This window comes from Paenibacillus sp. FSL R7-0163, from assembly GCF_037969975.1.
Classification (GTDB): domain Bacteria; phylum Bacillota; class Bacilli; order Paenibacillales; family Paenibacillaceae; genus Paenibacillus_AQ; species Paenibacillus_AQ odorifer.
Genome location: NZ_CP150224.1, coordinates 5,346,930 through 5,359,611, shown reverse-complemented (window position 1 = coordinate 5,359,611; position 12,682 = coordinate 5,346,930). Strand labels below are relative to the sequence as shown.

At 46.0% G+C, this 12,682-nt stretch carries 10 protein-coding genes; 5 read left to right on the top strand and 5 right to left on the bottom strand.

The window, feature by feature from the left end; all coding sequences use genetic code 11:
- Positions 1 to 54: 54 nt before the first annotated feature.
- Both NST45_RS23540 and NST45_RS23535 read right to left on the bottom strand, forming a co-directional pair.
- Positions 55 to 1,830: an ABC transporter ATP-binding protein gene (locus NST45_RS23540; RefSeq protein WP_076142576.1), complete on the bottom strand. Its 1,776-nt coding sequence runs from the start codon at positions 1,828 to 1,830 to the stop codon at positions 55 to 57.
- A complete protein-coding gene (locus tag NST45_RS23535; protein ID WP_076098706.1) occupies positions 1,817 to 3,592 on the bottom strand; it encodes an ABC transporter ATP-binding protein in 1,776 nt (591 codons plus the stop codon). The genes NST45_RS23540 and NST45_RS23535 overlap by 14 nt, the downstream gene beginning before the upstream one ends.
- Positions 3,593 to 3,866: 274 nt before the next feature.
- On the opposite strand from NST45_RS23535, the gene NST45_RS23530 reads away from it, so the two are divergent.
- The 3 genes from NST45_RS23530 (at position 3,867) to NST45_RS23520 (ending at position 8,446) form a co-directional block, all read left to right on the top strand.
- Entirely contained in the window at positions 3,867 to 4,568 is a 702-nt protein-coding gene (locus NST45_RS23530; RefSeq protein ID WP_036684849.1) for an ABC transporter ATP-binding protein, read from the top strand.
- 13 nt (positions 4,569 to 4,581) lie between these two features.
- Positions 4,582 to 7,227, top strand: a complete 2,646-nt coding sequence (locus NST45_RS23525; RefSeq protein WP_339823987.1) for an FtsX-like permease family protein — start codon at positions 4,582 to 4,584, stop codon at positions 7,225 to 7,227.
- An 889-nt stretch (positions 7,228 to 8,116) separates the two neighbouring features.
- Positions 8,117 to 8,446 (top strand): hypothetical protein, encoded by a 330-nt coding sequence (locus tag NST45_RS23520; RefSeq protein ID WP_339823985.1) that lies wholly within the window; start codon positions 8,117 to 8,119, stop codon positions 8,444 to 8,446.
- A 143-nt stretch (positions 8,447 to 8,589) separates the two neighbouring features.
- Here the strand turns inward: NST45_RS23520 and NST45_RS23515 are convergent, their stop codons facing one another.
- Both NST45_RS23515 and NST45_RS23510 read right to left on the bottom strand, forming a co-directional pair.
- Positions 8,590 to 9,036, bottom strand: a complete 447-nt coding sequence (locus NST45_RS23515; protein WP_076190108.1) for a GNAT family N-acetyltransferase — start codon at positions 9,034 to 9,036, stop codon at positions 8,590 to 8,592.
- Positions 9,037 to 9,057: 21 nt separating this feature from the next.
- Positions 9,058 to 10,047, bottom strand: coding sequence for a DUF4003 family protein (locus NST45_RS23510; protein ID WP_326047280.1), 990 nt, complete (start codon positions 10,045 to 10,047; stop codon positions 9,058 to 9,060).
- A 223-nt stretch (positions 10,048 to 10,270) separates the two neighbouring features.
- On the opposite strand from NST45_RS23510, the gene NST45_RS23505 reads away from it, so the two are divergent.
- Positions 10,271 to 11,113, top strand: coding sequence for an aldo/keto reductase (locus tag NST45_RS23505; protein WP_036684855.1), 843 nt, complete (start codon positions 10,271 to 10,273; stop codon positions 11,111 to 11,113).
- A gap of 101 nt (positions 11,114 to 11,214) precedes the next feature.
- Here NST45_RS23505 and NST45_RS23500 read toward each other — a convergent pair whose 3' ends face one another.
- The gene (locus NST45_RS23500; RefSeq protein WP_076142356.1) at positions 11,215 to 11,838 is read right to left on the bottom strand and encodes an NAD(P)H-dependent oxidoreductase; all 624 of its coding nucleotides are present in this window, start codon (positions 11,836 to 11,838) and stop codon (positions 11,215 to 11,217) included.
- A 168-nt stretch (positions 11,839 to 12,006) separates the two neighbouring features.
- On the opposite strand from NST45_RS23500, the gene NST45_RS23495 reads away from it, so the two are divergent.
- On the top strand, positions 12,007 to 12,681 hold the full coding sequence (locus NST45_RS23495) for a winged helix DNA-binding protein (protein WP_339823982.1): 675 nt from the start codon (positions 12,007 to 12,009) through the stop codon (positions 12,679 to 12,681).
- The last annotated feature ends 1 nt before the right edge of the window (position 12,682 follow it).

The window sequence follows — 12,682 nt, the reverse complement described above, 5'->3', positions numbered from 1 at the left end:
CACCAAAAGAGCTCAGGCTGCAAATCGGCCTGAGCTCTTTTGGTATTTCTTCAATTAAGCTTCCATCTTCTGTGCTGTGTAGAGGCGGTAATAAAGGCCCCGCTGTGCGATAAGCTCATCATGTGAGCCGCTTTCCGCGATGCCTTTGTTAGATACGTACATAATACGATCGCAGTTTTTTACGGTGGAGAGGCGATGCGCGATAATGAACGAGGTGCGTCCCTTAAGCAGTTCATTCAGCCCTTTTTGCAATAAGCGCTCAGTCTTCGCATCAATGGAAGAAGTGGCTTCATCCAAGATGAGAATGCGCGGATCTGCTAAAAGTGTTCTTGCGAACGAAATGAGCTGCCGCTGTCCTTGAGACAGCTTGGAGCCACGTTCATTGACCTCTGTCATGTAGCCTTGATCGAATTCACGGATGAATTCGTCGGCGCAAACGGCCTTTGCAGCGGCGATTACTTCTTCTTCGGTCGCATCCAGTCGGCCGTACCGAATATTGTCCAGAATGGTACCGGAGAAGATGAAGCTATCCTGTAACATAATCCCCATCTGGCTGCGAAGAGATTTTAACGTCACCTGCGAGATATCCTGGCCGTCGATCAGAATCTGACCACTGGAAATGTTATAAAACCGTGAGATCAGATTGACGACGGTTGTTTTGCCCGCACCTGTGGGTCCTACCAGCGCGATGCTTTCTCCCGCTTTGACCTTGAAGGAGATATTTTCCAGAATATTAAGCCCCGGGTCATAGGCGAAAGTTACATCGTCGAAGGTGACATGGCCCTGTACAGATGGCAGTATTTTTGCATCCGGAATATCACTGACGGTAACCGGTTCATCCAGCGTTTCGAAGATACGCTCAAGATAGGCAACGGCGTTGATGAAGTTATTGTACAGGTTCGAAAGACTCAGAATCGGCTGCCAGAAGCGGGCAGCGTAGCTGCTCATCGCCAGAATGACACCGAGGGTCATGTCTTGAGGACTCAGAGTTAGTAGGCCTACAAGGAAAATCAATGATGTAACAATCGTAGACAAGTTGTCTACAGAGAACGGAATAAGTAAGTTGTAACGTTGAGCCTTCATCCATTCTTTACGGAAATTACCCGCGAGACGTGTGAAGATTCCTTCGTTACGTTGTTCCCGGGAGAACATTTGCGTCACACCAATACCGCTGATGCTTTCTTGCAGATAGGCGTTTAGATTGGAGCTTTTGTTGGACACTGCTTGCCATGCCCGGCGTTGCCGGGTTTTGATCAGCAGCATGATGCCAAGGAAGACTGGCAGTCCGGCAAGGATGACAAATGAGAGTCGTACATCGACAGCGAACATGAAGGCTGCGATAAAGAGCAAATTCACGATTTCTAGAATAAAGTTGATAATCCCGTTGGACAGCACATCTGAAACGGCGTTGACGTAGTTTACGACCCGGATAAGGATCTTGCCCTGTGGGCGGTCGTCATAATATTTGAAAGGCAATTCTTGCAGATGCTTAAACAAATCCGTTCGGATGTCAAAAATAATATCCTGCCCAACACTCGTCATGATGCGCGAGCGTATCGTAGCCAGATAAACACTGACCACGATGGTCACAAGCATCAGTGCAGCCCAACCCAGCAGTGCAAGCTTCTCTTTTGCCGGAATGGTCACGTCGATGACATGTTGCATGATCAGCGGAGCCGACAGTGAAATGGCTGCTGAAAGTGCACTGAGCACGAACGCAACAATCATTGGCGTTTTCTTTCGTTTGATATATACCATCGCACGCCGGAAGTGTTTTATATTAAACGGCGATTCAAGATTTTCATCGACGTCAAATTTATTCCTTGCCACTTGCGGTCACCTGCCTTCCAATACCCTCGTTCTGCAGTTTAAACACTTCGTAATAGTAACCACGTTTCGCCAGCAGTTCAGTGTGAGTTCCTTCCTCAACTAGCTTCCCGCCATCCAGAATGAGAATACGGTCGGCTTGCGAGGTAGTAGATACACGCTGCGCAATAATAATTTTCGTACAAGGATAGTCCAGTTCACGTAGACTTTTTTGGATATGCTCCTCCGTCTCAAGGTCGACCGCAGAGGTCGTATCATCGAGAATCAGGATAGGACGGTGTACCGCCAAAGCACGCGCTAAGGCAATACGCTGCTTTTGCCCCCCCGACAGTCCGACTCCGCGTTCCCCGACAACGGTATCATAACCTTCAGGCATTTTGGTAATGAAGTCGTGTGCGGCTGCGAGCTCTGCATAACCCATTGCATCTTCTTCCGGAAGATCAGGATCGCCATAGGCGATGTTTCCATCAATGGTATCAGAGAACAAGAGTACATCTTGGGTCGCCATGCCGATATTTCCACGAAGTTCATCAAGCTCCAGCTGCCGAACATCAACACCGTCTACGAGTACGCGCCCTTCAGCTACATCGTAGAAGCGAGGGATGAGGTTGATGATTGTTGTTTTGCCTGATCCTGTCGCGCCCATGATTGCTACAGTTTCACCGGGTTCAACGGTAAAGCTAATATCGTCCAGTACGATAGCGCTATCATATTTGAAGCGGACATGATCGAATTCAATACGGCCTTCATAACGGCGTTTGTCAGTGACAGTATGCTCATTAACAATATTTGGCCGGGCATAATAGATATCTACGATTTTGGACAAGCTCGCAAAAAAGCGCTGAATGTCGTTGATAATGATACCAATGTTGCGCATAGGGTTGGATATAGCCCAAATAAGCGAAGAGAAGGCCATAAACTCACCGAAGGTGATCCGGCCGTTCATAAGGAACAAACCACCAACCAACATAAGTATTACGTTGAAGCCCTGAGCGAAGGATTCCAGATAAGGAAAATAATCAAGCCATACAAGGGCAGCCTTTTTGTTCGCCGTAGAATAGTTGACGTTCTTCTCTGTGAATTTTTCGACCTCGAATTCCTCGCGGGCAAAAGCCTTGACCACACGGTTGCCTGAGATATTCTCCTGTGTAGTCGTGTTAAGCTGGGACAGCCGTTCACGCAGGTCAATATACATAGGACGGACGCGTTTAGCGAATATGTAAGCCACGATAAAAATGGGCGGTGACAGGATAAGCATCCACAGCGTCAGTTCCGCATCTATGGTGAAAAAATAGATAACGGCGGCAAGAAAAATCGTTAGCGATTCAATGATCGTCTTAAAAATCCAGGCCATAGAGTGACGGACCATGTCCAGATCGCCTGTCATCTTGGTCATGAGATCGCCGGTACGATTATGATCGTAGTATTTTCTGTCCTGTCCCTGAATTTTGTTGTACAAATAAATGCGGACATTGTACATCATATTTTGCGAGGATATCTCGTACTGCATGGTCGTGAAATATGCGAGACCTGTGCGCAGTAGAGAAAATCCGATCATGCCCAGACAGAGCATAATCAATAATTGCCGTTCTTGTGTAAGATTCTGCAGGGCGTTGTCACCAGCTATAAACGTATCGACAATGCGCTGACTGATGTACGGATTCACGATTGTAAGACTTGAGCCCACCACCGAAAGGCAGAGTGCCAGAATATATCGCGTCCGGTTTCCCTCTAGGTTCTGCCATAGCCATTTCAGTTCGAACATCTGATCACCTGTTTCTGATTGTTCTTGTTCTTTCACTCTTGCCTGAAAAGAGTAAATAAAACAAAGTGATTATAACATTATCAAATGACTAAGTATCGTTTACGGTAAAATTTCCTTGTTACATTATTGTTACAAAAAAATGAACTTATTAATGATGTGAATTTCACCTTGTGTAATGAGGGTTTGCCATTCGGGCTTGAGCGTTCTAATTATGATAAACTGAGACAATGTAGAGTAATTAGACTTAGTTCGGATAGGGACAGGAGGAAGAGGAATGAGTTTTGTTGCTGTAAAAGGGGAGTACAAGCGTTACAAGATGGGCGAGAATGTAATTGTCGCGAATGACGGGATTGATTTTGAGATAAAAAAAGGTGAATTTGCCGTGATCGTTGGCCCAAGCGGTGCGGGTAAATCTACGGTGCTTAATATTCTGGGTGGAATGGATTCCGCCGATGAAGGTCAGGTCATTGTGGATGGCATTGATATCGCCAAGTTTAGTGCCAAGGAGCTGACAGGCTACCGCCGAAATGACGTAGGTTTTGTATTTCAGTTCTATAATCTAGTGCCTAATCTGACCACACTGGAAAATGTTGAGCTTGCTTCGCAGATTTCCCCGCGTGCATTAGATGCACGTAAGGTGCTGGAGGATGTGGGTCTGGGCGCGCGGTTAGATAATTTCCCGGCTCAGCTGTCCGGTGGTGAGCAACAACGTGTCGCTATCGCCAGAGCGTTAGCTAAACAACCGAAGCTGCTGCTCTGCGACGAGCCGACAGGAGCGCTTGATTATAACACCGGCAAGCAGGTGCTGAAGCTGCTGCAGGATACTTGTCGTAACACCGGGACAACGGTTATCGTAATTACACATAATCTGGCGATCGCCCCGATGGCTGACAGGGTTATAGAGATTAACAACGCTAAGGTGCGGAAGATGGTGATCAATCCTTCGCCGGTATCCGTTGACGATATTGAATGGTAAGGAGAAGGCATCTATGAAAAAGCGAGCATTGTGGAAAGATATTTTTCGTGAAATTGGGCATACCAAAGCCCGGTTTATTTCGATTTTTGCAATTATTATGTTAGGCGTCAGCTTTTTTGCCGGAATCAAGGCTACAGGGCCAGATATGCTGAATACAGCTGGAACCTTTTACAAAGAGCAGCGCTTGATGGATCTGAAGGTGCAGACTAACTACGGCCTGACTGAAGACAACATCGGGTTACTCAGAAATGTACAGGGGATCGATGAGATTCAGCCGAGCTATAGCGCAGATGTATTCATGGGTGATAATGCCTTAATACTTAAAGTCAATTCTTACAACACGGATAAACCACTTAATCAATACCGTATAATTGAAGGCCATCTACCGGAGCATTCCGGTGAAATCGTGCTGGACGATAAGCTAGCGGAAGAATATGCGTTGGGTGACAAGGTATCTTTCAGTGGAAACGGTACGGATGCGGAGCTGTCGAACAGCTTCGAGACACTGGAGTATACCGTAGTTGGCTTTGTTAGAAGTCCACAGTTTATTGAGCAAAGTACCCGTGGCACCAGTGGGATCGGCAAAGGTACGGCGGATGCGTTCGCCGCGATCCCGGAGTCAGATTTCAAGCTTCCGGTGTATACGGAAGCCTATCTGTCATTTAAGGATACAACTGGGGTGAAGGCTTATTCGCCGGAGTATGAAGATCTGATCGAACAGCATACCCATGCTGTAGAGCAGGCGATGTCCGGCGTGCCGGAAGCACGGCTTGCTGAGCTGCGGGCGGAAGGCGAGAAAGAGCTTTCTGGTGGCCGCGCAAAGGTGGCCGCCGCCGAGCAGCAGCTTGCGGATTTGCAGCGCCAGCCGGAGGAAGTGCAGCAGGAACAGGCTGCAAGTATGAAGGCAATTGCTGCCGGACTTGCTTCTGCCAAGGAGGAATTGGCGGCAGGGGAGCAAAAGCTTGCAGAGCTGGAGCAGCTTAAGGTCTACGTTACTGACCGAAGCGCTAATCCGGGATATGCCGAATATAAAGATAACGCTGATCGGTTGTCGGCGATTGCCAGTGCGTTTCCTGTGTTCTTTTTCCTGATTGCTGCGCTGGTCAGCTTGACGACCATGACACGGATGGTTGAGGAGCATCGCCTGCAGATCGGGACACTGAAAGCACTCGGTTATGGCAATCGCGACATTATGGCCAAATTCCTGGTCTACGGTACACTTGCCAGTCTGGCGGCTTCAATTGCGGGTCTTGCGGTTGGTTTTACCCTGTTTCCGGGTATTATCTACGATGCGTATAGTGCAATCTATAATTTACCGGATATCACGAAGAACTTCTATCTTTCGTATTCGATCATATCCGTTATCGTAGCGTTAATATGTACTACGTTGACGGCGTGGATTGCCTCACGGGTAGAACTGCGCAGCAATGCTTCCGTATTGATGCGTCCGAAGGCACCAAAGAGTGGCCAGCGTATTTTACTGGAGCGGATCACTTTTATATGGAAGAGATTGAGCTTTGTCCAAAAGGTTACCGCACGGAATCTATTCCGCTATAAGCAGCGGATGTTCATGACTGTATTCGGCGTGGCTGGCTGTACAGCGCTGATCCTGACGGGATTTGGTCTCAAGGATTCAATTGGCAGCATCGCCGGGTCGCAGTTCGGCACGATTATGAAATATGATGCACTTGTGGCGCTGCATGAAGATGTGTCTGCCGATGTGCTAAAAGCCTACGACCAACTAATCACTGGTGAATCTGCAGTAACTGGGACGCTGAGTGTGGCGCAAGAACGGATGACCGCACATGCTAGTGGTGTAAATGACCAAGAGGTTCATCTGTTCGTTCCTACCTCCGTTAACTCTTTATCCGATTTCGTGGAGTTGCGTGATCGAAAAAGTGGAGAAGGACGGATGCTTACGGATGATGGGGCTATTATCTCAGAGAAGCTAGCTAAGCTGTATGGGCTGGAGTCTGGCGATAAATTGACCGTGGTGGACAAAGATAATGAAACATTCGAGATTGAGGTCGCGGCGATTACAGAGAATTATGTAATGCACTATGTTTATATGACACCGGCGTATTATGCTTCTGTGTTCGGAGAAAAACCAGTATTCAACACAGAACTTCTGAACTACACCGCACATGATAAAACATGGGAAGACAAATTTGGTGAGAAGCTGACGGCTAATGAGGGCGTCGCTGCCATCAGCTTTTCCAGCAGTGTAGGTTCCGCCTTCGATGAGACTATGAAGAGTATGGACGTTGTAACTTTGGTGCTCATTGTTTCAGCGGCGGCGTTGGCTTTTGTCGTCCTCTACAATTTGACCAATATCAATGTGTCCGAGCGGATCCGGGAGCTGTCAACCATTAAGGTACTGGGCTTCTACGACAAGGAAGTAACCATGTATATTTACCGCGAAAATATGCTGCTTAGCCTACTCGGTATTGTGGCTGGATCGGGTCTCGGCATAGTGCTGCATAGCTTCGTCCTGAAGACGGCCGAGCTGGATGCGACGATGTTCGCTCCGATCATCAAGTGGCCAAGTTATATTTATGCGGCGCTCCTAACCCTCTTGTTCTCCGGTATAGTCATGGCGTTCATGCATATTAAGCTCAAACGAATCCATATGATAGAGGCTTTGAAGTCGGTGGAATAGCATCTAAAAACGCCATAGCTGCGGCTCTTTCTATGAAATAGCTTCACTGGAGTCCGAAACTATGCCTCAAAGGCGATAAATGAGCAAATAGCGTCCTCTGAGTCCGCAAGGAACAGGGGATGGTTAGGACCCGACGCTATCGTTCGCTATCGTTCGCTATCGTTCGCTATCGATGCCATCCGACGATTTCTGACGATATTAGATGCTATCGGAAACTATGCCTGACGCTATCGGACGCTATCGGACCCAGATGACCTTAAACGCCGGATTATCCGCCATTTGGAATGTTATAGGACTCCATAGCAGCTATTGGCATAAAAAACGCCAGAAATGAGGCTCTTTCTATAGAATAGCGACACTGGAGGCCGAAACTATGCCTCAAAGGCGGTAAATGAGCAAATAGCGTCCTCTGGGTCCGGAAGCAAGTTGGGATGGTTAGGAACTGACGCTATCGGACGCTAACGGACCCAGATGACCTTAAACGCCGGATTATCCGCCATTTGAGATGTTATCGGACTCCATAGCAGCTATTGGCATAAAAAACGCCAGAAATGATGCTCTTTCTATAGAATAGCGACACTGGAGTCCGAAACTATGCCTCAAAGGTGATAAATGAGCAAATAGCGCCCCCTGGGTCCGGAAGTAACTGGGGATGGTTAGGAACTGACGCTAGCGGATTCCATCGGACCCAGATGACCTTAAACGCCGGATTATCCGCCATTTGCCATGGTATCGGACTCCATAGCAGCTATTGGCATAAAAAACGCCAGAAATGAGGCTCTTTCTATAGAATAGCGACACTGGAGTCCGAAACTATGCCTCAAAGGTGATAAATGAGCAAATAGCGTCATCTGAGTCCGGAAGCAACAGAGAGCATTGATTTGGCGATGTGCACGAGGGTATATGCGTAGATTTAGAAGTAGTTGCAGAAGTAGAAGTAGAAGTAGATGTAAAGGTAGAAGCAGAAGTAGTTGCAGAAGCAGAAGTAGAAGTAGAAGTAGAAGTAGAAGTAGAAGTAGAAGTAGAAGTAGAAGTAGAAGCAGAAGCAGAAGTAGCAGTAGCAGTAGCAGAAGCAGTAGAAGTAGAAGTAGCTGTAGCAGTAGAAGTAAATGTAGATGAAGAAGTAGAAGTAGATGCAGATGTAGATGTAGATGCAGAAGTAGATACAGCTGAGCCGAATACTCGGAGCCGCTTCGCCTATCTCCGCCTCTTCTTATAACTCCTCCTATCCGCTCCTAGCTTCGCCAACCTAAACTGCAGACAACTAGACAACAGAGCAGCGTTCTCAAACGAGAGAATCGCTGCTCTGTTGTCTTTTTACAATATTAAAATGCTTCGAACTGTCTCCTGCATAGGAAAAAGCTACTTAAGCGACATGTGCAGGATAGGAAAAGGATTACCTTGTTCGTCGAGTGCTGAACGCTCAAAAACCTGAAATCCCATATGCTCATAGAAACCTAAAGCTTGGGGATTTTGCTCATTCACATCCACGAGGTGTACGGCGAGTTTCTGCATGACATAAGCTACTAGCGCTTTTCCAACCCCTTTTCCCATTGCAGCAGGTTCTACGAACAGCATTTCAATCTTTTTATTCTGAACCCCTATGAAGCCAAGCAACTGTTCCTCATCATCTGTAAAAGCAAACAAATCGCTTATGCCCTCAAGCGCCTGCGTAACCAGCGGCCGCAAAGCATCAATATCCTGCTCGGATAGAAAAAGATGAGTATGCCGCACGGATGATTCCCAAATGTTCAGTAGACGGTTTAACAATTCTTCATTTCTAGTTGTGAAGATTTTTATTGAGTCCATATCTTTCCCTCACGATTCAATCTAATTCGAAGAAGAAGCTGCAGCCGCAGCTGATGCAGCCGCTGCCCCGGCAAGAGCAGCCTGTTGCGCAATTACAATATTGGTAATGTTGGTAGAAAGCATCGTAGTTAATACGCCGTTTTGCACATCCTCCACAGATCTGAAGGCTACCAGTGCAGAAGACAAGAGCAGTAATTCCTGCTTGCCAATAGACCAGTTTCCGAAGCCCTTTTTTGTACGCAAAAATTCGTAAGTCTCTGAGACATCAGTAACGATGTCCTCCTTGTTGCAAGGGAGCAGGGATAACACGCCCAGCGAGGAGAGGGTATATTCCTTGTCTAGCCGGATACCCTGTGCACGAAATGCATCTCTTAATGCCAATACACGGTCCGCTGCTTGAGGGGCTTCTTCCCCAAGAACCAATACCTGGGTCAGGGCTTGCACACTGTTGCCTGACATAAATTCGGGCTTAAGTGTTACATAGAGCTGCTCCATGCGGTCCACGCCACTCTCAACATCGATATCGGAAAGACCAAGCATAGCGGAGAAGATATAATCGTCTTGTCCGGTAAGGAAACGATGTTTTGCCTTCATACTATCGTAAAATAGCTTTGCCCGTTCTACCGTACGCTGATATCGATCCGATGTTGCATTAGCAGCGATTTGATAGGCAGCAACGACGAGATAATCAGAGGCTCTGAATTTGGCTTCCTTCATTAAATCATACACGGTAAATGTGTTTGCAAGCAGAGTTTCCTTTTCGTCAGAAAGTGAAAGCAGGGCAGCAATGCTGATCACCGAAGCCCCTCTAAATTGAGAGAAAATCCCGGTACTCTCCTTAATTAGCTCGTAGCTAGCACGAATGGCTTCGTCATCTGCAACTTTGTCCTCTACAGCATACAATAGTGCCGCTAACCGATTAACCATTGCATTTTGCCATGGAAAAGCTTTTTTGATCCTCTGAGCGTTGTCTGCGAACAATTCAAGCCTAGCTGGATATTGCTCCTTCATTGGGTACACCTCTTATCTCTACTTTTAATTCATAACATTACGAAAATCCAGTGCTGTAGATTCATTTTACTATAAAAAATAAATCGGATGCCCACGAAAGCGGCTTACCAATAAGCTAGAGGTTGTTCAGGTAACCCAATGATTGAGTTTACTATGAAGATGTTATAATAATTATAAGATGGATCGGCAGGGGCTTAAATGACAACAAAGGAGAAGTGCGACGATGACTGAGAGAATACCTGAAATCATATTGAACGATGGAGTGAAGGTGCCTGCTATTGGTTTTGGTACTTACGCGTTAAATGGTACTGAGGGAGCACAAAACATCACTAAGGCGATTGATGTTGGCTATCGTCTGATCGACACTGCGTTTAATTATGAGAACGAAGGTGCTGTAGGCCAGGCTGTTCGGCAAACTTCTGTGCCTAGGGAAGAACTGCTCATTACTTCCAAGCTGCCAGGTCGCCATCACTCTTATAAAGAAGCATTAGCCACCATACAGGAGTCTTTATTCAGAGCCGGATTGGATTATTATGATTTCTATCTCATCCACTGGCCTAACCCTAGAGTGAATTTATATGTTGAAGCCTGGCAGGCGATGATCGAGGCACGGAAGCAAGGTTTGATCCGCTCCATCGGTGTATGTAACTTTTTGCCGGAGCATATCGAGCGTTTGATACAAGAAACTGGCGTAGCGCCGAGCATGAATCAGATTGAGCTGCATCCTCATTTTAATCAGGAAGAGCAACGTGCATGGAACAAAGAGCATGGGGTAGTGATTGAATCGTGGAGTCCATTGGGACGAGCTAGCAGCGTACTGGAAAATGAGAAAATAGCGGAAATAGGTAAGGTTCATAATAAATCGATATCGCAAGTTATCTTACGTTGGCATATACAGCTTGGGGCTATTCCAATTCCAAAGGCTTCTTCTCTAGAGCATCAGCGCGATAATCTGAATATTTTTGATTTTCAATTATCGGAAGCTGAGATGACCGTTATTTCCGCATTAACCTCGCCAACAGGTCGCATAGCTGATCAAGATCCCGCATCGTATGAAGAATTTTAATAAATTTAACTAAAACACGCCAGTTATTGGCGTGTTTTTTTATATTAGGCTAGCCTCAGAATCAGTCAGCGCTTGAGTAATTTAATCTAGTCTAGTCTAGTTTAGTCCAGTCGTGCAAACCGTTGTTCTGTTTTATCGAGATGCTTCACCCGCTCTTCTAAGCTGCGATCTGACATCCCGGAATAATTATACCAACGGAGGTTCTTCCGTATTCCCATTTTGCGGAAGGTGCCTCTAAATAGAATTTTGGTGATGGGGTTGCCAAAAATCCAGCGATAAAAGAAGTCGGGTGTGTTCATTACGGTCAGCAAGGACACTCCTTTAATATTTGGGAGCAAGCATTTGAAGGGCCGCCCAGGTTTAGTTTCTTCGTAGACAATGCCTTTTGCGAATACCTTATCAAGAAAACCTTTGGTAAGAGCGGGCATGGCTTCCCACCATATAGGGAAAATGAAGACGATATGATCCGCTGCTATAAGACGCTGCTGATAATTGGCGACTAGCCGGTCGGTGGTTTTCTTTTGTCGCCAAGCAGTGAGTTCTTCGCGTGACATGACCGGATCAAATCCATCGGTATGCAGGTCGATAAGATCAATCGTATGGCCTTTGGTGGTGAGACCTCGCATAACGGAGGCTAATAAAGCTGCGGAATAGCTTCGCTGATGGGGGATATTCTCGGACGCTGATGCACCGTAGGGATGATCAAAAATAATTAAGACATTCATATAAACACCTTCTTTATGATTTATTGTTTCCTAGAAATTAAATATTAACTATGGAAACAATAATACGTTTTAAGTTTCCTTGTTGTCAATATTATTTCTAGGAAACTTTATTTATGAGCTGTATCTTGTTAAAATGAGCATAAGATGAATTTACGAGGAGACGTAACAGTGACGCATTCTTTCGAGAAATTACCTAATAAGGATATTTTGATAAAAAAATTAATAGAGAAGATTCCCCAATTACAAAAGCGATTTCAATCGGAGGATGACGAAGAGAAGGCATGGTTGATTCAGAACTGCAGTAATCCCCTTATCATTGATTTCCTCCAAGACTCCACAGTCATGATGCTGCATGTAATAGATGCGATTGGACAGCTTGAGCCGGTGAATGGCACTACCATTTCGAAGCAATTCGGAATTCCAAAAGGCAGCGTGTCCAAAATCACTAGAAAATTAGTACAACAGGAAATTATTCGCACGGAGTTTCTCCCCGATAATAAAAAAGAAGTGCTTTTTCTTACAACACCTCTAGGGAAAGAAATATTCGATTTGCATTTAGCCCTACATAAGCAGATGAATAAAGGGATAAACCGGTTTCTACAGAGATATAACACAGATGAATTGTTATTTATAATCCAAGCCTTCGAGGATACTTTGCAAGCGTCATGGGTTCATTCGGAATCGGTCGCTGAAAAAGAACTATTAACTACCGGAGCATCTCTTGAGCCAGTGGAAAACGATGAAATGAGTCAAATCGTAGACATGCTTAACCAACTGGATATGCGTAACCTCAAAAAGGCTAAGGCAGTTCTCCAAGCTGTGTTTTTCACCCCTTTTGATTAGC